Annotated in this window: 21 protein-coding genes and 1 tRNA gene; 11 read left to right on the forward strand and 11 right to left on the reverse strand. The window is 71.8% G+C overall.

All coding sequences use genetic code 11. The annotated features are described in order from the left end of the window. Positions 1-8: 8 nt before the first annotated feature. Complete coding sequence (locus tag E1289_RS00840) at positions 9-965, reverse strand: NAD(P)H-quinone oxidoreductase (protein ID WP_131974170.1); 957 nt, start codon at positions 963-965, stop codon at positions 9-11. 160 nt (positions 966-1,125) lie between these two features. Between E1289_RS00840 and E1289_RS39340 the strand changes: the two genes are divergently transcribed. From E1289_RS39340 to E1289_RS37905, 4 genes are all read left to right on the forward strand, one after another. After that, positions 1,126-3,282 (forward strand): MinD/ParA family protein, encoded by a 2,157-nt coding sequence (locus E1289_RS39340; RefSeq protein WP_243712526.1) that lies wholly within the window; start codon positions 1,126-1,128, stop codon positions 3,280-3,282. Between the two features lie 23 nt (positions 3,283-3,305). Beyond that, complete coding sequence (locus tag E1289_RS00850) at positions 3,306-3,674, forward strand: signal peptidase I (RefSeq protein ID WP_131974172.1); 369 nt, start codon at positions 3,306-3,308, stop codon at positions 3,672-3,674. 90 nt (positions 3,675-3,764) lie between these two features. Next, positions 3,765-3,853 (forward strand) — tRNA-Ser (locus E1289_RS00855). Positions 3,854-3,926: 73 nt separating this feature from the next. Then, positions 3,927-4,091, forward strand: a complete 165-nt coding sequence (locus E1289_RS37905) for a hypothetical protein (RefSeq protein ID WP_165970276.1) — start codon at positions 3,927-3,929, stop codon at positions 4,089-4,091. 22 nt (positions 4,092-4,113) lie between these two features. Here E1289_RS37905 and E1289_RS00860 read toward each other — a convergent pair whose 3' ends face one another. Continuing rightward, positions 4,114-4,857: a M15 family metallopeptidase gene (locus E1289_RS00860; protein ID WP_131974174.1), complete on the reverse strand. Its 744-nt coding sequence runs from the start codon at positions 4,855-4,857 to the stop codon at positions 4,114-4,116. Between the two features lie 162 nt (positions 4,858-5,019). Between E1289_RS00860 and E1289_RS00865 the strand changes: the two genes are divergently transcribed. After that, entirely contained in the window at positions 5,020-5,442 is a 423-nt protein-coding gene (locus E1289_RS00865; protein WP_131974176.1) for a hypothetical protein, read from the forward strand. A 9-nt stretch (positions 5,443-5,451) separates the two neighbouring features. On the opposite strand, the gene E1289_RS00870 is transcribed toward E1289_RS00865, so the two are convergent. After that, positions 5,452-5,913: a MarR family transcriptional regulator gene (locus tag E1289_RS00870; protein WP_131974178.1), complete on the reverse strand. Its 462-nt coding sequence runs from the start codon at positions 5,911-5,913 to the stop codon at positions 5,452-5,454. Positions 5,914-6,075: 162 nt separating this feature from the next. On the opposite strand from E1289_RS00870, the gene E1289_RS00875 reads away from it, so the two are divergent. Together E1289_RS00875 and E1289_RS00880 are read left to right on the forward strand one after the other, a co-directional pair. Beyond that, a complete protein-coding gene (locus tag E1289_RS00875; RefSeq protein ID WP_131974180.1) occupies positions 6,076-7,086 on the forward strand; it encodes a pirin family protein in 1,011 nt (336 codons plus the stop codon). A 336-nt stretch (positions 7,087-7,422) separates the two neighbouring features. Continuing rightward, positions 7,423-8,616 carry an ATP-binding protein gene (locus E1289_RS00880; protein WP_131974182.1) on the forward strand — a complete coding sequence of 398 codons (1,194 nt, stop codon included), beginning with the start codon at positions 7,423-7,425 and terminating at the stop codon, positions 8,614-8,616. Between the two features lie 246 nt (positions 8,617-8,862). Here the strand turns inward: E1289_RS00880 and E1289_RS00885 are convergent, their stop codons facing one another. Further along, complete coding sequence (locus E1289_RS00885) at positions 8,863-9,702, reverse strand: MauE/DoxX family redox-associated membrane protein (RefSeq protein ID WP_131974184.1); 840 nt, start codon at positions 9,700-9,702, stop codon at positions 8,863-8,865. Beyond that, entirely contained in the window at positions 9,696-10,745 is a 1,050-nt protein-coding gene (locus E1289_RS00890) for a hypothetical protein (protein ID WP_243712527.1), read from the reverse strand. Before E1289_RS00890 ends, E1289_RS00885 begins: the two co-directional genes overlap by 7 nt. A 268-nt stretch (positions 10,746-11,013) precedes the next feature. On the opposite strand from E1289_RS00890, the gene E1289_RS00895 reads away from it, so the two are divergent. The 3 genes from E1289_RS00895 to E1289_RS00905 all read left to right on the forward strand — a co-directional run bounded on the left by E1289_RS00895 (position 11,014) and on the right by E1289_RS00905 (position 15,248). After that, positions 11,014-11,505 carry a SigE family RNA polymerase sigma factor gene (locus E1289_RS00895; protein WP_131974186.1) on the forward strand — a complete coding sequence of 164 codons (492 nt, stop codon included), beginning with the start codon at positions 11,014-11,016 and terminating at the stop codon, positions 11,503-11,505. Positions 11,506-11,840: 335 nt separating this feature from the next. Beyond that, positions 11,841-13,451, forward strand: a complete 1,611-nt coding sequence (locus E1289_RS00900) for a long-chain fatty acid--CoA ligase (protein ID WP_243712528.1) — start codon at positions 11,841-11,843, stop codon at positions 13,449-13,451. Between the two features lie 225 nt (positions 13,452-13,676). Further along, entirely contained in the window at positions 13,677-15,248 is a 1,572-nt protein-coding gene (locus E1289_RS00905) for a sigma-70 family RNA polymerase sigma factor (protein WP_131974190.1), read from the forward strand. Here E1289_RS00905 and E1289_RS00910 read toward each other — a convergent pair. Beyond that, a complete protein-coding gene (locus tag E1289_RS00910; protein WP_131974192.1) occupies positions 15,237-16,001 on the reverse strand; it encodes a MerR family transcriptional regulator in 765 nt (254 codons plus the stop codon). The two genes, E1289_RS00905 and E1289_RS00910, sit on opposite strands and share 12 nt — an antisense overlap. Positions 16,002-16,091: 90 nt before the next feature. Here E1289_RS00910 and E1289_RS00915 point away from each other — a divergent pair, with 90 nt between their 5' ends. Beyond that, the gene (locus E1289_RS00915; protein ID WP_131974194.1) at positions 16,092-17,084 is read left to right on the forward strand and encodes an adenylate/guanylate cyclase domain-containing protein; all 993 of its coding nucleotides are present in this window, start codon (positions 16,092-16,094) and stop codon (positions 17,082-17,084) included. Positions 17,085-17,098: 14 nt separating this feature from the next. On the opposite strand, the gene E1289_RS00920 is transcribed toward E1289_RS00915, so the two are convergent. From E1289_RS00920 to E1289_RS00940, 5 genes are all read right to left on the reverse strand, one after another. Further along, positions 17,099-17,560 carry a MarR family transcriptional regulator gene (locus tag E1289_RS00920; protein WP_131974196.1) on the reverse strand — a complete coding sequence of 154 codons (462 nt, stop codon included), beginning with the start codon at positions 17,558-17,560 and terminating at the stop codon, positions 17,099-17,101. 86 nt (positions 17,561-17,646) lie between these two features. After that, positions 17,647-18,999: an alpha/beta hydrolase domain-containing protein gene (locus E1289_RS00925; protein WP_243712530.1), complete on the reverse strand. Its 1,353-nt coding sequence runs from the start codon at positions 18,997-18,999 to the stop codon at positions 17,647-17,649. A 100-nt stretch (positions 19,000-19,099) separates the two neighbouring features. Beyond that, on the reverse strand, positions 19,100-19,519 hold the full coding sequence (locus tag E1289_RS00930) for a MaoC family dehydratase (protein WP_131974198.1): 420 nt from the start codon (positions 19,517-19,519) through the stop codon (positions 19,100-19,102). Beyond that, positions 19,516-20,301: an enoyl-CoA hydratase/isomerase family protein gene (locus tag E1289_RS00935; protein ID WP_131974200.1), complete on the reverse strand. Its 786-nt coding sequence runs from the start codon at positions 20,299-20,301 to the stop codon at positions 19,516-19,518. The genes E1289_RS00930 and E1289_RS00935 overlap by 4 nt, the downstream gene beginning before the upstream one ends. Beyond that, on the reverse strand, positions 20,298-20,477 hold the full coding sequence (locus E1289_RS00940; protein WP_131974202.1) for a hypothetical protein: 180 nt from the start codon (positions 20,475-20,477) through the stop codon (positions 20,298-20,300). Before E1289_RS00940 ends, E1289_RS00935 begins: the two co-directional genes overlap by 4 nt. Positions 20,478-20,531 lie beyond the last annotated feature (54 nt).

Raw genomic sequence — 20,531 nt, forward strand, 5'->3', positions numbered from 1 at the left:
TCCTCCTATCACACGGTCAGCAGGATCTTGCCGACGTGGCCGCTGTCTTCGAGCAGCCGATGCGCACTCGCCGCGTCCGGCATCGGGAACCGCCGGTCGACGACCGGCCGGACGGCGCCCGACTCCAGCAGCGGCCAAACATTCTCGCGGACGCCCGCCACGATCTCCGCCTTCTCCCCCGGGGGGCGGGCCCGCAGCGTCGTCGCGTGGACCAGCGCCCGCTTGCGGAGCAGCTTGCCGAGGTCCAGCTCGGCCTTCGCGCCGCCCTGCAGCCCGATCACCATCAGGCGGCCGCCGACGGCCAGCGCGTCCACGTTCCGGGCCAGGTACTTCGCGCCGATCACGTCCAGGATCACGTCGTACGGGCCGTGCTCGACGAAGTCGTCCTCGCGGTAGTTCACCGTCACGTCCGCGCCGAGGTCCCGGCAGCGGGCCGCCTTCGCCGCGCTGCCGACCGTCGTCACCACCCGGGCGCCGCGCGCCTTCGCGAGCTGGATCGCGTGCGTCCCGATGCCGCTGCCGCCGCCGTGGACGAGGAGCGTCTCCCCTTCGCGCAGCCCGGCGAGCATGAACACGTTCGACCACACCGTGCACGAGACCTCCGGCAGGCCGGCGGCCTCGACGACGTCCACCCCGCGTGGCACCGGGAGCAGTTGCGCGGCGGGCACCGCGACCCGTTCGGCGTACCCTCCCCCGGCGAGCAGCGCGCACACCTCGTCGCCGACCTGCACTCCCGAGACGTCCGGGCCCAGTTCCGCGATCCGCCCGGACACCTCAAGCCCCGGGTACGGGGGAGCGCCCGGTGGCGGCGGGTAGAACCCCATCCGCTGCATGACGTCCGCACGGTTCACCGCGCCGGCCACGACGTCGATCAGCACCTCGCCCGGCTTCGGCGCCGGATCCGGAACCTCCGTCCACTCCAGGACGTCGGGGTCTCCCGGCTCACGGACAACGATCGCACGCATACCTGTCACGCTACCGGGCGTTTCGAAACCCGCCGCTACCGCGCCAACGTCGATCTCCACGCGGGATGCGTGGTATTGGTGCACGGGTATCCTGCACGGGGACCTTTTTGCCGACCTGCTCCGTGTTGATCATCAGAGGCGTGCCCGAGGGGGAAGAACGGTGGCAAGGAACGAGCACGAGGGGCGTTCCCTGGAGGAGCGGCTGGCCTCTCTGGACGCGATGAGCGGCGAGCCGGCCGCGCAGTCCCCCGCCCCGGCCGCCGAAGGGGAGCAGGGCGCGGGGCAGGCCCCCGCCGAGCAGGAGAACGCGCCCCCGGAAGAGGACGCCCAGCCCCAGGTCGAGCAGACGGATCCGAATGCCAACCCCTGGCTCGCCGCTCCCCCCTCCTTCCAGCAGCCGCCCGAGACCGGGTACCCGCCGCAGACCTTCGGGCCGCCGCAGCCCCCGCCCTACGAGGGCGGCCCCATGCCGCAGCCGTTCGACGGCGGGATGCTCCCCCCGCCCTACGCCGCCGGCTACCCGGGCCACGACCCGTCGCAGGCCCCCCAGCCGCCGTACGCGCCGCAGCAGTCGCCGTACGACGCCAACGGCAACACCGCCCCGCCCCTCGACCAACTCCCGCCGTACCCGGCGGACCAGCAGGACCCCGGCGCCGCGGGCCAGCCGTACCAGCCGATCGACCCGGCGACGGGCCGGCCCTTCCCCCAGGACACCGACGCGTCCGGCCAGCCCTACGTCCCGATCGACCCCGGCACCGGCCGGCCGTTCCCGCCGGACCCGAACGCCACCACGCAGTACACCCCCGCAGACCCCACCACGGCCCAGCCCTTCCCCCAGGACCCGAACGCGGCGGCCCAGCCCTACCAGCCGGTGGACCCGAACACCGGCCAGCCGTACGCGCAGGACCCGAATGCGGCGGCCCAGCCGTACCAGCCGGTGGATCCGAACACGGGTCAGCCGTTCCCGCCGGATCCGAATGCGGCGGCCCAGCCGTATCAGCCGGTCGACCCGAACACCGGTCAGCCGTATGCGCAGGAGCAGAATGCGGCGGGCCAGTATCAGCCGGTGGATCCGAGCACCGGTCAGCCGTACGCGCCGGACCCGAACGCGGCGGCCCAGCCGTACCAGCCGGTCGACCCGAACACCGGTCAGCCGTATGCGCAGGAGCAGAATGCGGCGGGGCAGTATCAGCCGGTGGATCCGAACACCGGTCAGCCGTACGCGCCGGACCCGAACGCCGCCGGTGCCCCTTACCCGCCCGTCGACCCCGCTACGGGGCAGCCTGTGCAGGGGTACGGGTATCCGCCGGCGCTCAACCAGATGATGCAGCCCGCGCCCGGCTACCCGGGCCAGCAGCCGCCGCCGCAGCAGCCGCAGAACGCCGACAACCTCAGCTCCGAGAACCTGCTCGGTGAGCGGCGCATCGCCCCGTCCTCGGGATGGCGGCGCGCCGTCTACAAGGCGACCGCGGGCGGCATCCACCCCGGCGAGTCGCAGAGCGAACTGCGCCGCAAGGACCTGATCGCCAGGGCGCGCACCGTCGTGGCGGGCGGGCATCACCGGGTCGCCGTGATGTCCCTGAAGGGCGGCGTGGGCAAGACGACCACCACGACCGGGCTCGGCTCGATGCTCGGGTCGCTGCGCGGTGACCGTGTCATCGCGGTGGACGCCAACCCCGACCGCGGGACGCTGTCGGACAAGGTGCGCCTCGAGACGGCCGCGACCGTCCGGGACCTGCTCAACAACCGGGACCAGATCCACCGGTACGCCGACGTGCGCGCCTTCACCTCGCAGAACGAGGCGCGGCTGGAGATCCTCGCGTCCGACCGGGACCCGGCGGTCAGCGAGGCGTTCAGCGCCGACGACTACGCGGCCGTCGCGGTCGTCCTGGAGCAGTACTACTCGGTCTGCATCACCGACTGCGGCACCGGGCTGCTGCATTCGGCGATGGCGGGCGTGCTGAGCCTCGCCGACCAGCTGGTCCTGGTCAGCTCCCCGTCGGTGGACGGCGCCCGTTCCGCGAGCGCGACCCTGGACTGGCTGGAGGCGCACGACCACGGGCACCTCGTCCGCAACGGCGTGGTCGTGCTGTCGATGGTCCGCAACCGCACCCGCAGCCAGGTCGACCTCGACAAGCTGCAGGCGCACTTCGAGAGCCGCTGCCGCGCCGTCGTCCGCATCCCGTACGACGACCACCTGGAGGAAGGCGCCGAGGTCGAGCTGGAGCAGCTCGCTCCCGCGACGCGTGAGGCGTACCTGCACCTCGCCGCCGTCGTCGGCGACGGCTTCGCCTTCCAACGTCCCACCGACTCCTGATCATCGGGGTACGGTCACGTCCTGTGAACGGTGTGTACGTGGGGAAGGCGGGCCCGGACGCCGCCACCGACCGGGGCTGGCTGCTCGGCTACTTCAAGCCGGCCGGAGACCTCCGGCACAGCGACGAGGTCGAGATCAAGTGGGGCGTCCACCAGAAGGGCGAGCGCCGCGGCGAGTGGACGGACGGGGAGCGGCGCACCGCGCTGCTCGTCCTGATCAGTGGCCGGTTCCGGCTGGAGTTCCCCGAGGGGGACGTGGTCCTGTCGGAGCAGGGCGACTACGTGGTCTGGGGACGCGGCGTCGACCACTCGTGGCAGGCCGAGGAGGAGTCGATCGTCATGACGGTGCGCTGGCCGTCGATCCCCGGCTACGCCGTCCCGGCGGGGCCGTGACGGCGAGCGTGACGGCCTGCGATAAGCGGTCGAACGCAGGGGCGCGGGGCCGCTATCGTGGGCGTGGACCGCTGGCGAAGGCGGTCACCGGGAGAGTTCGCATAGTGGACTAGTGCAGGCGCCTTGAAAGCGCCCAGGGCTGGGGACAGTCCTCGTGGGTTCGAATCCCACACTCTCCGCTCGACCCGGACGCCGGCTGTTCGTGCAGAAACGGACAGACCGCCCTGTTGGGTATCCGTTACCCTCTTCGGCATGTCGCAGACACCCAATGATCCGGCAGGCACGACCCACCAGTTCCAGAACTTCGCCAACCAGGCGCAGCCCCAGAAGGCCGGGCCGAACATCGGCCTGATCGTCGGCATCGTGGCCGTGGTCGCCGTCGTCGCGATCCTCGCGGTCGCCCTCATGATGATGTGACCACCGCGGGGGGTGCGCCCTCCTACCTTCCGGTGCTGCTGAAGTGCTGGTAGTCCTTCGCGCCGGTCCATTCGCCGCCCCAGCCCCAGCCGATGGAGTCGAACGCGTCGACGACCCTGTCACCGGCGTGGATCATGCCGGGGGCCTTCCGGTCGCGGTTCTTGTACTTCGTGCAGTCCGGGTGGGCGATGCGTCCGTCCGCGTACACGTAGGGGTTCTGGCACGGGTTGATGTCGATGGCCAGGCCGTAGGCGTGCTGGGAGTAGGAGCTCGATCCGGTGGCGCGGCGGCAGTTGAAGGCCGAGGTGTTGTTGGCCTCGATCGAGTCGAAGTCGCTGCCCTTGTACTTGTCGACCGGTTCCATGCGTTCGATGGGGAACTTGCTGTCGTACAGCTTCCGGAACACGCCGACGAGGTCCTTGGCCGCCTTGGCGTTGACGACGAGCCGCCCGTCGGTGTGCGGCCTGTCGTCCATGCCCCAGTAGGTCATCTCGATCATCCGCAGGCCGGACGGCGGTACCGGGCAGCCCGGGCGCCAGGAGTGGGGCAGGTCTGCCCTGGTCACCTTCTTGACCTCGGCCTGGAAGCCCTGGTCGGTCGGCGACGGCGTGGCCGGTGGCGTCGCCGTCGGTGCGGTCGCGGTGGGCGGTGTCGCAGCGGATGTCGGCTCGTCGGTGTCGCCGCCGCCGCACGCGGCCGCGGCGGACGTCGCGGCGATCAGCGCGGCGACCGCCGCGGCGCTGCGAATCGGCCTTCTACCTGGCATCTTTCCAGGATGACACGTCCGGTGGCCGGTGTGCGCCGCCCCCCGATCCGCTACGTTGCGTTTGAAGGCGCGCCCGCCGGAAAGAGGCCGGGACGGACGGGCCGTGAGCCGCATCGGTCCGCCGGGCATGTCGTCCGGCGGTCTCCGGCCCAAGGGAGCGGGATGGCGGAACCTCAGGAGAGGGACCTCCCAAGCCTCGAAGACGAGATCTTCGCCGTGGCGCACAATGTGGAGGTGGAACAGGCGGCGCAGGCGCATCCGCGGCTGCCCGCGGACAGGGCGCAGGTGCTCGCGGAACGTGCCCGCGCCTTCCTCGGCCGGGACATCAGGTCGCTCGCGGCCGGTTTCGGCATCTTCCTGTTCGTCGACGTGGTGATGATGTGGGCGCCGCTGATGATGAGCCGGCGGCCGAGCCTGATGCCGCAGTTCATCACCCTGCTCGTCCTGGCGTTCGGCCTGGGCGGGCTGCTCGTCTGGAAGGTGGGCGGGCGGTGGCGGACGTTCGGCATAGGCATGATGCTCGCCTGGGTGTTCCTGACCCTGGTGTCCGTCGGCTTCCTCACCGGGGTCACCGCCCCGCTGTAGGGGAGGGGCTCAGGTGGCGGGGCCGACGCGCTTGAGGACGAGGGAGAAGGCGCGTCCGATGGCTTCGAGGTCTTCGGGCTGGATGACGTCGATGAAGAACGTCCGGACCGTCTCGACGTGGTCGCGGGCGGCGCGTTCGAGCGCGGCGTAGCCCTCGTCGGTCAGCACCGCGAAGACGCCGCGCTTGTCGTTGGGGCAGTTGTCGCGCTGCACCAGGCCCTTGGACTCCAGGCGGGAGCAGGTGTGCGACAGCCGGCTGCGCGACTGGCTGGCGTTCTCGGCCAGTTCCGCCATGCGCAGCCGCCGTTCGGGCGCCTCCGACAGCCGGACGAGGATCTCGTACTCCGAGACCGACAGCCCGTGCTTGGCCTTCAGGTCCCGGTCCATCACCTCGGTGAGCCGGACGCTGCCGTCCACGTACGCCCGCCAGTCGCGCTGCTGGGTGGCATCGAGCCAGCGAGGTTCGCTCATACCGTAAGTATACGACACAGGTTGAACATTCAACTAATGCTGGCTACTTTAACGGTAGCAGGATCCGCGGCATCCGCCCGTCGGAATAGTTGAATCATCAACTATGTTGCCCGGTCAGTGCGCCGCCCGTGGTGGACGGGCACCCGAACGAGGGAGAACCCCATGCCCGCCGTGATGGCCGATCCGCTGACCCTGCCCCGCCTGCCGCTGCTGCCCGAGGCCGAGACCGGCTGGCGCCGCGTCGCGAAGGTCGTGACCGCGCAGCGCCACCTTGAGGGAGAGGGCTTCCAGGTCAGGCGCCCCTTCCCGGGAACGGACCTCGCCCTGGCCGACCCGTTCCTCCTCCTCGACCACATGGGCGCCGTCGAATACGCGCCGGGCGAGGCGATGGGTACGCCGTGGCACCCGCACCGCGGGTTCGAGACCGTCACGTACATCATCGACGGTGCGTTCCAGCACCGGGACACCACCGGTGGCGGCGGCCTCATCGCGGACGGCGCCACGCAGTGGATGACGGCGGCGTCCGGTATCCAGCACATCGAGCAGCCGCCGCCAGAGCTGGTGGCCAAGGGTGGTCTGTTCCACGGCATCCAGCTCTGGGTGAACCTGCCCCGCGCACAGAAGTGGGTCCCGCCGCGCTACCAGGACATCGAGGCCCGCGACGTCAAGCTCCTGGCCACCGACGACGGGTCGTCCCTCGTCCGCGTCATCGCCGGGTCGCTCGCCGGGTATGACGGGCCGGGCGTCACCTACACGCCCATCAACTACCTGCACGCGACGGTGGCTCCCGGTGCGCGCCTCGCCCTGCCCTGGCCGCGCGAGTTCAACGCTCTGGTCTACGTCCTCTCCGGACGCGGCACGGCCGGCGTCGAAGAGGTCGCGCTGGACGAGGGGCAGCTCGCGGTCTTCGGGGGCTCGCACAACAAGGGGGCCGGGGACGGCATCGTCGTCCGCGCCGCGGACGGCCAGCCGGTCGCCGGCGCGAAAGGCTGGGAGATCCTCGTCCTGGGCGGCCTCCCGATCCGCGAGCCGATCGCGCGGTACGGCCCGTTCGTGATGAACACCCGCGAGGAGATCGTCCAGGCGTTCGAGGACTTCCAGGCGGGCCGCATGGGAACCGTCCCCGCCGAGAGGGTTCCGCACCGGTCCCAGGAGGACGAAGCCCTCGACTAAGAGGAGGCGTCCGCGGCGGTCGGTGCCCGCGCCATCGACCGACCGCCGCGAACGCGGCTTCTGCCGCCGCTCGAAGGGTGATCCAGACCGGTCTTGCGGATTCGGGTGTTCCTGTGTGACGGCGGTCTCCCATGCGCTACTGTGTTCGAATAGTCGAACAGAGGTTCGACCGATCTGAACGCGCTCGGCCGGGGAGGTGACAGGGTGGCGACGGTCGTCACGAGGGGGCCGGACGGTGCCGCACGCTGCAAGGCGCCGCGGGGGCGCGCGACACGCCGTAGCGGTTTCTACGCAAATCTACGGCCCCAGCTATATCGCCTCATAGAGTCCGAGAGCGTGGACCCCGTGCGCAACCCCTACGCCCCCGGTGCCGGGCAGCGGCCCCCGGAACTGGCCGGCCGCGACCGCGAGCTGAAGCAGTTCGAGGTGGTGATCGAGCGGGTGGCCCGCGACCGTCCCGAGCGCAGCATGATCGTCACCGGGCTGCGCGGGGTGGGCAAGACCGTGCTGCTCAACGCGTTCCGGTCGATGGCGATCCAGCGGCTGTGGGGGACCGGGAAGATCGAGGCCCGGCCGGACCAGTCGATCCGCCGTCCCGTCGCCTCGGCGCTGCACCGGGCGGTGCGGGAACTGGCGCCCCGGCATCGCGCGCCCGACCGCATCGAGGAGTTCCTCGGCGTGCTCAAGGCGTTCGCGCAGGCGGGCCCGGAGCCGTCCGGCAAGGGGAAGGCCCGGGCGCACCGCTGGCAGCCCGGCATCGACGTGCCCGCCTCGCGTGGCCGCGCCGACTCCGGCGACCTGGAGATCGACCTGACCGAGCTGTTCGTGGACGCGGCGTCCGTCGCCACGGACGTCGGCGTCGGGATCGCCCTCTTCGTGGACGAGATGCAGGACATCCCCGCCGACGACGTGTCCGCGCTGTGCGCCGCGTGCCACGAGCTGTCGCAGGTCGGCGGCCCGCTGATCGTGGTGGGCGCCGGGCTTCCGCACCTGCCGGCCGTCCTGTCGGCCAGCAAGTCCTACTCCGAGCGGCTCTTCCGCTACGCCCGCATCGACCGGCTCGACCGCGAGTCGGCCGACCACGCCCTGCTCGCCCCCGCCGAACGGGAGGAGGTCACCTTCACCGAGGAGGCCCTCGACGCGCTGTACGGCGCGGCCGACGGCTACCCCTACTTCGTCCAGGCGTACGCCAAGGTCGTCTGGGACGTGGCACCCGACACCCCGATCACCGCCGACGACATCAAGGTCGCCGCACCGGAGGCGGAGACCGAACTCGCCGTCGGCTTCTTCGGCAGCCGCTACGAGCGCGCCACCCCGGCCGAGCGCGACTACATGCGCGCGATGGCCATGCTCGGCGACGACCCGGTGCCCACCGCGTCGGTCGCGGACGAACTCGGCCGCAAGCCGTCGAGCCTGTCACCCGCCCGCGACGGCCTCATCAAGAAGGGCCTCATCTACAGCGCCGAACGCGGCATGGTCGCCTTCACCGTCCCGCACTTCGGCAAGTTCCTCCGCTCCCAGCCCGCCTGACCGCTACCGCGCTATCAAGCTCTCTAGCGCAATCGCTAGAGAGCGGTAGAAAGCCGCATCGAGCCGCTGTCGTCCGCGAAATATTTGCTTTTCTAGCGGTGGTCATAGAGAGCCATATATTCCTCTCGCGGGCAGCGCCCGTCCGCCACCGCGCCCTCCGAGGCCGCGGCCCGCGCGGCGGCCTGACCCGCAAGGACTTCATACGCACCTATTGGACGTGTCCAATAAGTGGCTAGAGATAGGTGGCTAGAGAGCGGCGGGGAGGCTCTTCTCCGGTGCCACCAGCGCCGCCCGGACGGTTCTGCCGCGTTCGGCGGTCGACACGGCGAACACGACCTCCATGTCCCGGTCGCCGACCCTGCCCGGGAAGGAAACGAAGCGCCAGCAGCCCTCCCGCCATACGTCCAAGGGCAGGGCGCTCGTGACGATGTTCTCGTGCTCCACCCAGGCCGGGCTGCGGTACAGCGTCGCGTACGTCTCCTCGATCGGGCTCCGCCGCCGCTCGCACGGCATGACCGGACGTCCGTGGCCGGGCGGCAGCCCGCGGCGTCCGAGCAGCGCCGACAGCTCCGGCGACAGCGCCGCGAACAACGCGAGCTCCGCCGCGAGCACGAGCCCGACGAGCGCCTCGACGTTCCGCAGCACGTCCAGGCCGGCGTGCGGTGCCTCCAGCGAGGCGATGGCGGCGCAGGTGAACAGCACCGCCCGCAAAACGCTCCGCCGCCCGACCCTTCTGCCGCTCAGCCCGCCGAAGCACCCGCACCCGGCGTCCGGCCGGCCGACCCGCAGCTCACTGACCACCCAGGTCGCGGCGGCGAACGCCACGGTGGTCGCCAGGCGCACCGACAGGTGCGACGTCACCAGCAGCGCCAGCCCGAGGAGCCCCTCGCCGATCCCGAGCCCGACCGTCATCCCGCGGCTCTCGCGCAGCGCCGACAGCCGCGCGAGCGCCGCCGGCACCGGGACTCCGTGGACATGGTCGGGCGCCTCCGCCGGCTGCTCCCGGACCGTCAGCTTCGCCAGGCCCGCGGCCAGCAGCACCGCCGCGAGCAGCAGCACCTGCGTGTTCTGGAACGCCGTCACCATGGCGCCGCGCCCCCCGGCGCCGCGGACGGCGCACCCGTCCGGACCGCGACGTTGAAGCAGCCCGCGTCCAGCTCACCGCCGAGCCCCGCGAACGCGGCGGGCGTCAGCTCGACGATCCTTCCGCGCGGGGACGTGTCGCACTCCACGCAGCGGTCGCAGTAGCGGGCCGCCAGGCAACCGCACTCCACCACCGGCACGGAGGCCGCGCGTCCGCCGCACTCGTTGCGGACGCCGATCTCGCTGCCGAGCGACAGGTACGGAAACGGGACGCAGCCGGACGGGGCGTCCGCGCACCCCCCGGCGTCTCCCTCGCAGTCGACCGCCGGGTAGGCCGCCCCGTCCGGCGTCCCACCGCCCGCGCCCCCGAACCAGGTCGCCGTCCCGCGCAGCACGTCCGGCACGGGCGCGGCGACATCCGGCGCGGCGAGATCGTCGGGCCGGTACCCGGGCTGCGACGTGCCCGGACGCACCGCCCACGGACCGTCCGGAGACCGCACACAGATCACGTCGATCAGGTAGCCGGGCTCCAGCCGCGGATGCCGGACGAGCACCCGCTCGAAGGCGTGCGGGGGGATCACCACATGCGTCCGCCCCCGGTGCGGGCCCATGTCCACCTCCACGGTGTCCCCCTTGCACGCCACGATCGTGCCGGCGACCCGGTTGATGTCGACCCAGATTCGACCGGCACCGAGCTCGCCCTCCCCCAGCCGGACGACCACGGACCGCCCAGGCCGCAGCGCGGCGAGGCCCCCGCGCCCGCCGTGCCAGACGGTCGTGCCATCGCTCATCGCCAGCCGGATCTCGACCTCCCCCGAGCCGAGGTCGCTCACCCCCGCCCCCGGAACCGCCCGGTGAAGTGTCGACGCGGCCACGATCAGCAGGTGCGGGCTCGCGTCCAGGACGGTGCCCGTGAGCACGGTCAGCGGAGGGGCCGCGCGCTCCGGGTCGCGCGCGGGCACCGGGAGGACGGCCGCGCGGCGTCGGCGGCGGCTCGCTCCTCGGGGGTGCGGTGGCGGCATCGCGAGGCTCCGGCGTTTGATCATCACTGTGGGTCACCGCGAGTGAGACGGTGCGTCAAGGGTCACGTGCGGTGACCGAGCTTGTCGACGGATTTGTCGCGATAAGTCAGCGAGCGGAAAACCTTTGATCTACCTGGGGTGAAGATTATGCTCCGGTTGACCCGGATATATCCTTAGTGTGGGACCGTAATTACGATCTACCTGCGATCGTCAGCCATACCGGGAGCGCGCTCGGCCGGGGCCCGGGAAAGCCCGGCCGGACGCGGCTCCGCAACCCCTGGCCGGTGGTGAATTGAACGGGACGCGGCACGAGGAGTTCCGCTCGTACGTGGCGGAGCGCGGACCCGTGCTGCTGCGCGCCGCGACGCACCTGACGAGCGACCGCGCCGAGGCCGAAGATCTCCTGCAGGCGGCCCTGGCCAAGACCTACCTGGCCTGGGACCGCATCCAGGACCGCGCCGCCGTCGACGGCTACGTCCGCCGCGCCATGGTCAACACACATATCTCCTGGTGGCGGCGCCGGAAACTGGACGTCTACCCGACCGACCGGCTCCCCGACCGCCCCGTCGCCGACGACCACGCGCACCGCTCCGAGATGCGCGACGCCCTGGGCCGGGCGCTCCGCCGCCTCCCCGAACGCCAACGCCTCACCGTCATGCTCCGCTACTACGAGGACATGTCCGAACAGGAGATCGCCGATTTCCTCGGCGTCAGCGTAGGAACGGTCAAATCCACGGTCTCCCGAGCAATGGCCAAACTCCGCGACGACGACGCGCTGTATTAATTGCATTGCCCTTGGCGTCGGGCCTTGGGGGCCCTCCTTCGGCGGGCAATGCGCGCGATCGCTGCATCGCTTCGGCTCGCCTTGCGGCTCGCTGCGCGATCAGGTTCCTCGCAGGCTCGGAACCTGCCTTCGGACGCGATCGCAGGCGTTGAGGTTGTCGCGGGGGTTGCGGTGGGGGCTGGGGTCGCTGTGTATGTGGGTGCGGCTTGGCGTTTGGGGTATCGCTTCGGCTCGCCCAGGGGCTCGCTGCGCGCTCTCGTCAAGGTGGGGTGGGCGCTGCGAGAATTCTGGTCTGGTATTCGCTGCTACCGGGAGGGTCGCCCATGTGGAGCACGATGCAGGATTTCCCGCTGACCATCAGGACGGTCATGCGCTACGGCGCGGACGTCTTCGGGGACGTCGAGGTGGCCACCTGGACGGGGGACGGGGCGCGGCGCCGTACCTATGCCGAGGTCGGTGAGCGCGCCGAACGGCTCGCGGGGGCGCTGCGCGGGCTCGGCGTGGACGGGGACCAGCGCGTCGCCACCTTCATGTGGAACAACGCCGAGCACCTTGAGGCGTACCTGGCGATCCCGTCCATGGGCGCCGTGCTGCACACCCTCAACCTGCGGCTGTTCCCCGACCAGCTCGTCTACATCGCGAACCATGCCGAGGACCAGGTCGTCATCGTGGACGGGTCGCTGATCCCGCTGCTCGCGCCGGTGCTGGCGCAGCTGAAGACCGTCCGGCATGTGATCGTGGTCGGGGAGGGCGACACCGCGCCGCTGGACGGTGCCGGCAAGGAGCTGCACGGCTACGAGGAGCTGCTCGCCGCGGCGCCCGCGACGTTCGACTGGCCGGAGATCGACGAGCGGTCCGCCGCCGCGATGTGCTACACGAGCGGCACGACCGGGAATCCGAAGGGCGTCGTGTACTCGCACCGGTCGGCGTACCTGCATTCGATGGCGACGTGCACCGGCAACGCGATGGGGCTGAGCGCATCCGACAGCGTCCTGCCGGTCGTGCCGATGTTCCACGCGAACGCCTGGGGGCTCCCTTACGCGGCGGTCATGGCGGGTGCGGCGCTGGTCATGCCGGACCGGTTCCTGCAGGCCGAGCCGCTGGTCCGGCTCATCGAGACCGAGCGTCCGACGATCGCCGGGGCGGTGCCGACGATCTGGGCGGACGTCCTGCGGCACACGAGGGAGCACGGGTCCGATCTCAGCTCGCTGCGGCTCGTCCCGTGCGGCGGGTCGGCCGTGCCCGAGGCGCTGATGCGCGGGTTCGACGAGATCGGCGTCCGGATCGTCCAGGCGTGGGGGATGACGGAGACGTCGCCGGTCGCGACGGTCGCGCATCCGCCGGCCAAGGCCACCGGGGACGAGGCGTGGCAGGCGCGGATCAGCCAGGGCCGCGTCCTGGCGGGCCTGGAGATGCGCATCGTGGGCGACGGCGATGTCGTGCTGGCCAACGACGGCGAGGCCGTCGGGGAGGTCGAGATCCGCGGGCCGTGGATCACCGCGTCGTACCACCTGGACGAGGACCCCGGGAAGTTCCATGACGGCTGGCTGCGCACCGGTGACGTCGGGACGCTGTCGCCGGGCGGTTACCTGGTGCTCACCGACCGGGCGAAGGACGTCATCAAGTCGGGCGGCGAGTGGATCTCGTCGGTGGAGCTGGAGAACCACCTGATGGCCCACCCGGACATCGTCGAGGCGGCCGTGGTCGGTGTGCCCGACGACCGCTGGCAGGAGCGGCCGCTCGCGTCCGTCGTCGTGCGTGAGGGGGCGTCGGTCACACCGGAGCGGCTCAGGGAGTTCCTGTCCGGGCGGATCGCGAAATGGCAGCTTCCCGAGCGCTGGGCGTTCATCGCCGAAGTTCCCAAGACGAGTGTCGGCAAGTTCGACAAGAAGGTGCTGCGGCGCCGCTACGCGGACGGTGAGCTGGAGGTGCGGCGCGCCGAGTGATCGGCGGGGTCCCGATCCGGCCCTGCCCGGCCGGATCGGGACGCTGACTCGATTCTGACGCCGAGTCATTGGTAGCGTGATCACGGAGAGAAACGGCATCTCACCCCGGGGTCACCCTAATGGTGATTTCGGCATACCATGTGGTGCGGATGGGGTTCACGGGTGTATGCAAGGTGGGCTGATTGTCCGGACGACTCCCCCCTCATGCCGCTGCCGGGAGCGTGAATGCCAAGGTTGTCCCCCTCCGTGCACGCCCCCGACCGCACACTGGTCAGGGGGCTGAACGAAGGCGACGAAACCGCGTTCGCCGCGCTCTACGACGAGTACGGTGAGCGCCTTTACGACTACGCCCTGTCGATGACGGGGGATGTGAAAGTCGCCGCCGACATCGTCCACGACACGTTCATCGACGCCGGCCGCCGCGCCCCCCGGATGCGCGACCATCTGCATCTGAGCTCATGGCTCTACGGGGCGGCCCGCCGCCGCTGCATCCGCCGCGGCCGGGCGAAGGTCCTGTTCTGGGACCTGGATTCCGAGTTCTCCGACATCCCCTTTCTGGACCGTGCCGAACAGGACGACCCCGCCCCGGACTGGCCGCCGTCCGAGGAGCTGCACGACCTGTTCCGCGCCACCGTCGCCCAGCTGGAGCCCGTCGATCAGGAGGTCATGCTCCTGGCGTTCCGGCACGGGCTGCGTCCCGGCCGGCTGGGGGCGACGCTCGGGCTGTCCAGGCGGCGGGCCGCGCTGCGGGTCCGCAGGGGACGGGCCGAACTCGCGGCGGCGCTCCAGAAGGAGATCGCCCGCGCCGACCGGGCCTGCGCCTCCGCGGCGGAGTCGGAGCCGGCGGCCGGAGGTGCCCGGGAGCAGCCGGACGGGGCCGGTGCCCCGCCGGTGCCCGTGCAGAGGCCCGGGCGGGTCCTGCGCCGCCGTCCCCCGGCCCCGCCCGCCGACCCGGAGACCGCACGGCACGCCGCCGGCTGCCCCGACTGCCGCCGCCGCGGCCGGGTGACCGGCGCCGCGCTGTTCGGGCGGGCGCCCGCCCCGGTGCTGCCGGCCGCGCTGCGCCACCGCGTCATGCACACCGCGACGGACCCCGAGCTCGCCGGCTACCGGGCCGACATCGCCGCCCGCGGCGGCACCCTCACCCCGGCCGGGCTGCCGAGCCAGCCGGACGTGCCGTCGCCGTTCACCCGCCGGTGGCTGTTCACCGGGGGAGGCATGGCGGGCGCGTTGGTCGCCGCGTTGGTTGCCGTGTTCGTCATGGGGCCCGGCATCGGCGGCGACCCGCTGTCGTGGCCGCCGTTCCGGTCGGAGCCGCAGCCGTCCATCACGCGCCAGCCGCCGCCGAACGGTTCGAGCACCGACGCGGACCCGTCCCGGGCGCCCGCCGCGGGCGGTCCCGGCCGCTCCGCGGAACCGCCCATGCGCCCGCAGACGGAGAAGAAGACCCCGGGAGAGTCGGCGGACCCGACGCGGCCGCCGCCCTCGGCCGACCCGCCCACGCAGCCCGGGGCCCTCGTCGTCAACCCCGTCAAGGTCGAGCTCTACGGCACCAAGTCCGCGAACGTCAGCCTCGCGGCGGAGAGCGGCCCGGTGACGTGGACGGCGATGACGTCGACCAGCCAGCTCGTCCTGTCCGAGATGCAGGGCGGCATCGACGAGGGCGGCACGAGCCAGGTGACGATCAGCCTGCGGACGTTCATCGTCGGGCTGCCGGGCCAGGGCACCCTGACCTTCACCGACTCCGAGGGCGCGACGCACCAGGTGACGGTCGTCTGGGGCGTCTCACTCCTGTGACGGCTCGCCGAGATGGTCCCGGACCGTTTCGAGGTGCTCGCCGAGCGCCGCCTGGACCCGGGTCTCCATCGCCCGCGCGATGAACGGGTCGACCACCATCTTCACCAGCGGCCGCATGCGGCGGACCACCGCGGCGACCTCGGTGATCTCCGCGCCGTCCGGGACGGGCTGCCCCTCCAGCCGGTCGAACACGTGCTCCTGGACGAGGTTCACGAACCGGCCCGCGATCACGTCGCAGTCGTCGCGGATCTGCTCGGCGATGTCGAGGACGGAGTCGAGCGGGATACCGGCCGCGACCAGTTCGGCGCCCACGTGCAGCAGCCGCGGGCTGGGCACCCGGTACTTGTCGCCGTCCGGTTCGATGAGCCCGAGCCGGACGGTCCGGTCCCGCATCCGGGCGAACTCGCGCTCGTCGAGCCCGGTGCCGAAGATCTCCGCGAGCTCCGCGAAGGTGGTGGTGCCGGGGATCTCGTCCGACCACGGGTCGGTGAGGACCTTCTCCAGCCCCAGGACCTCCCCGACGTCCTTGCCGGTCTCCCACGCCGTCAGCAGGTCCCTGATGATCGCGAACGTGTAGCCGCGGGCGAGCAGCTGGCCGAGCAGCCGGAGCCGCGCCAGGTGCGAGTCGTCGTAGAGTCCCACCCGGCCTTCGAGCCGCGGCGGCGGCAGCAGCCCGCGGTCCTGGTAGGCGCGGATGTTGCGGACGGTGCTCCCGGCCTGCCGCGCCAGCTCGTCGATTCGGTACTCCGCCATGCCCCGCCTGCGACTCGTCTCACCTTGACCGCCGTGATCTTACTCCGCCACTATTGTTACATCAGTCAATGACACATAGGGGCTGGCGCCATGGCGGACCCGGACGACATCGAGGAGACCCTCCTCGGCGGCCCCCTGCGCTACACGCGCAAGGAGGTCGAGGCGCGCTCGGGCGTCCGTGACGAGTACGCGCGCCGCATCTGGCAGGCCCTCGGCTTCCCCACCCCGCCCGACGAAGAGGTCGCGTTCACGGACGGGGACGTCGCCGCTCTCCAGGAGATCAAGGAACTTCTCGGCACCGACCTCGTCGACGAGGACATGGTCCTCCAGCTCGCCCGCGCCGTCGGCCAGACGATGGGCCGCCTCGCGAGCTGGCTCGGCGACGTCTGGCTGCAGCGCCTCGGCGAACTCCCGTCCGACGAGCCGGCCGCGGCCGACCTCGTCACCGCCGCCCTCGCCGCCACCGAGGACCTGCGCCCCGCCTTCGAACGGCTCCTCCTGCACGGCTGGCGCCGCCAGCTCACCGCCGCCGGCATGCGCGCCGCCGCCACGACCGCCGCCGCGCAGTCCGACCCCGCCGCCGGGGTCGCGAACCTCGCGGTCGGCTTCGCCGACGTGGTCTCCTTCACCCGGCTGAGCCGCCGCCTCGACAGCGGCGCCCTCGCCGCCTTCGTGGAACGGTTCGAGGTCACCACCGCCGAGATCATCGCGGAACTCGGCGGCCGCGTCGTCAAGACCCTCGGTGACGAGGTCCTGTTCGTCACGTCCGAGCCCCGCGCCGCCGCCGACATCGGCCTGCGCATCGCGGAACGCTTCGACGCGGACCCAGACTTCCCCAAGGTCCGCGTCGGCCTCGCCTACGGAGAGGTCATCCAGCGCTTGGGCGACGTGTTCGGCACCCCGGTCAACCTCGCCGCCCGTCTCACGGCCTCCGCGCACCCCGGAACGGTCCTCATCGACGGCGGCCTCGCCTCGGCCCTCTCCGAAGGCGCGTACGACGTCTCCGCCCTCCGCCCCCGCCCCCTCCAGGGGCTCGGCCGCGTCCGTCCGTTCCTCCTCCGCCGTGCCAGAAAAGGGGCCTGACCGATCTCGATCGGTCAGGCGGCGGGGTTTGTGACGGCGTCCAGGTGCTGGGTCAGGGCTTGCAGGGTTCGGTGCAGGCTCGTCAGTTCTTCGGGGGGCAGGCCCGTTGCGTCGAGCATGCGGCGGGGGACGTCGGCGGCGCGGTCGCGGAGGGCGGTGCCCTGGGCGGTCAGGTGGACCGACACAGAGCGTTCGTCCGCGCGGCCGCGGCGGCGTTCCACCAGGCCGGCGGTCTCCAGGCGCTTGACGAGCGGGGAGAGCGTCCCCGAGTCCAGCCGCAGGCGTTCGCCGAGCTGCTTGACGGTGAGGTCGCCGGTCTCCCAGAGGACCATCATGGTCAGATACTGGGGATAGGTGAGCCCGAGGTCCCGCAGCTCTGTCCGGTAGAGCGCGTCGAATGCCCGCGAGGCCGCGTGCAGGGCGAAACAGACCTGCGCGTCCAGGGTCAGGAGCTCCTCATCGGCCGTCTCCGTCATCCCCCCATCCTACGTTCGGGTAATCGAGTCGGACGGAATCTCCCGGGTGGTGCTCCCCGGGCGGGCGGGGAGCACCACCCAGAAGGTCAGTCCCTTCCGATGCCCGAGCGGAGCGCGTCGGTGCGGTTCTGGCGGGCGTCCGCCGGGAGCAGGTAGCCCTGCCTCAGGTTGCGGGCGTCGCTCCGCACGACGGCCGCGACGTAGCGGCCGTGGGACCGGTAGAGCGCGTCGAGCTGGGCCCTGTCGAACGGTGCGTGGGTGCCGAAGAGGAAGCAGAAGGTCTCGCCCGAGTTGTCGCCCGTGTTGAGTGCCGTGGGCGCCTCCACCTGGGAGAGCCTGATGCCGCCCTTGGCCAGGCCCAGCGCGTCGCGGGCCTTGCTGCCGTCCGGGTTGAACTGGAGCGGTGGCGCGGACGGCGGTGTGCGCCCCTTCGTCCAGCGGACGAGGTGGTCGTAGGACGTGGCGATCACGTGGTGCAGGGGGACGCGGCTGAACGGGGGCGCATCGCACCGGTAGGTGGGCGCCTCGCCCAGATCGCGGGTCAGGATCGGGCGGCGGTACTCCTGGCCGTGCCAGCCGGAATGCGCGCTTCCGGCGACCTCCCAGCGACGGTACGTCTCGGTGTCCGGTGGACGGACGGGCGAGCGGACGTCGGTCTCCGACAGCACGTGGAACACCGGCTCGGGGCCGCGTCGGGCCGGAGCGGGGCCGACGATGAAGGCGTAGCCGTCGAAGACCTTCTCGCTCTGCGGAAGGACCGCGTCGTAGTAGGTGGTCATCCGGAACGCCGACTGCGAGGCGCCCGCGGCCAGCACCGTGCCGGTCCTGAGTCCGCCGAGCGGCGACGACGTGCGCAGGGTCTTGGCGACCTGCGCGTAGATGTCGTACGACAGCTCGTCCTCGGTGAATCGGCCGCCGCCGGTGACGTCCAGGTCGCCGTATCGGGCGGGGCTCCACCCGGTCAGGTGCTCCACCCCGACCCGCTGTGCGGAGATGCCCGCCCAGGCGTACCCGTCGCGGGTGATCTGGTCGGTGCTCCACAGGGCGTCGAGGTCGTATCCGGCCGTGACGTTCTGCCATTCCGCTATGACCGTGCCGTTGTACCGGTGGGGCCTGGCGGGTTTCCGCACGACGACGCGGGTCTTGTACGGGACGCCGGTCGCGAGCCGCTCGCCGGTGGGGCTGTACGCGCTGGCCTCGCCGGAGACGAAGAACTCCTGCTCCACGTACCCGAGCGAGGCCAGGTCGGCGTTCGTGGCCATCCACGGATAGGTGTCATCGACGTCGGGCGACGACGGGTCCCCGGGCGGCGCGCCCGGTATCGGACCCTCCACGACGGTGCCGGGCGCGCCTCGCGCGTGGGCGGTGCCCGGTGCGATGACGAGCCCGGCCGCGACCAGCGATGCGGCCAGCAGCCGGGTGAACGGTGAGAACTGCACGGCGTCCCCTCCACGGGCAGGTGACGGAATCAGCCCATGGTTCCCGCGCTCCCGGGCGGCCGCATCGGCGAAATCACCGGCGGGCCGCCATGCCGCCGCGTCAGGCCGGGCGCACGAGCATGAGGGCGGTGGCCTCGACGACGTGGTCGCCCGCGCCGTCCACCGCCACCCAGCGGTAGTGCTGGATGACCTTGCCGCCGCTCGTCTCGCGGGACTCGCCCGGGGTCAGCTCGACGTGCAGTGTCGTGCCCGCCTTGACCATCTTCCGGAAGCGCACCTCGCGCAGCTCGACCAGGGCGATGGCGTGGTCGAGCAGCCCCGACTGCTCCACCAGCCCGCCCATCAGCAGCAGGATGCCCTGCCCCGGCATCGGCGCGCGGGCGCCCTCGGCCCACTCGCGGGGGCCGGGGTTGAACAGCGGGTGGGTGTAGCCGCCGAGGCCGACGAGACCGTCGATGAGGGGCTGGGTCACCTCCACCGGCGGGGTGCTCGACGTCTCGCCGGGCGCCGCGGCCGTCATCGGCCGTTCCAGACGGGACGGCGCTTCTCCACGTAGGCCCGGTATCCCTCGTCGGCGTCCGCGACCTCCTCGTGGAAGCGGGTGAACAGCTCGCGTTCGAGGCGCAGGCCCTCCTCCAGCGTCACGTCCGGGGCCGCGTTCAGGAGCCGCTTGATGAACGCGGTCACCGCGCGGGAGCGGTTGCCGAGCGCGTCGGTGAGGCGGGTGACCTCGTCCGGCAGCTCCGCCGGCGGGACGCTCGCGAGCGCGAGGCCCCAGTCGACCATCTCTGGGCCGGTCAGCCAGCGGCCGGCGAGGAGCAGCGCGCGGGCGCGCTGGTCGCCGAGCTTGCGCGGGGCGCGCTGGGACGCGCCCGCGCCCGGCACGACCCCGAAGTCGCTGTGCGTGTCGCCGACCCTGGCGTCGTCGGCGGCGATGACGAAGTCGCAGGCCAGCAGCAGCTCGAAACCGCCCGCGCGGGTCAGGCCGTTGATCGCGGCGACGCTCGGCAGCGGGCACGCCTCCAGCCGGTCGAGGAACGCGTGCAGGCGGCGGATGAACGGCAGGAACACGCCGGGCGGGTCGGCGAAGCAGTCGCCGAGGAAGCCGATGTCCATCCCGACGCAGAACGCCCGGCCCGTCCCGGTGATCACCAGGGAGGACAGCGAGTCGTCGCGCTCGGCGGCGTCCAGTGCGGCGTTCAGGCCGTCGAGCGTCTCCGGGGACAGGCTGTTCATCCGCTCGGGGCCGTTGAGCGTGATGGTCATGACCGAACCGGTCACCTTCGTATCGATCCTGGTCATGAGCGTGCGGCTCCTTCGGTTTCGGTGCGGTCCCGGACGAAGACCAGCAGCGCCGGGGCGTAGCGGTCCGGGCAGCGCCGGTGCGGTTGCCCGTGCAGGCCGGGCAGGACGACGAGCCGTGCGCCGCGTGCCGGCTCCATCGAGTCGTACGCCTCCCGCCCGTTCACCCACGGCATCGCGGACCCTCTGCAGGCGAATACATCAGACATAAAGATAGCCTGCTGTCATGA

Origin of the sequence: Actinomadura sp. 6K520 (assembly GCF_004349245.1) — a bacterium.
Taxonomy (GTDB): domain Bacteria; phylum Actinomycetota; class Actinomycetes; order Streptosporangiales; family Streptosporangiaceae; genus Spirillospora.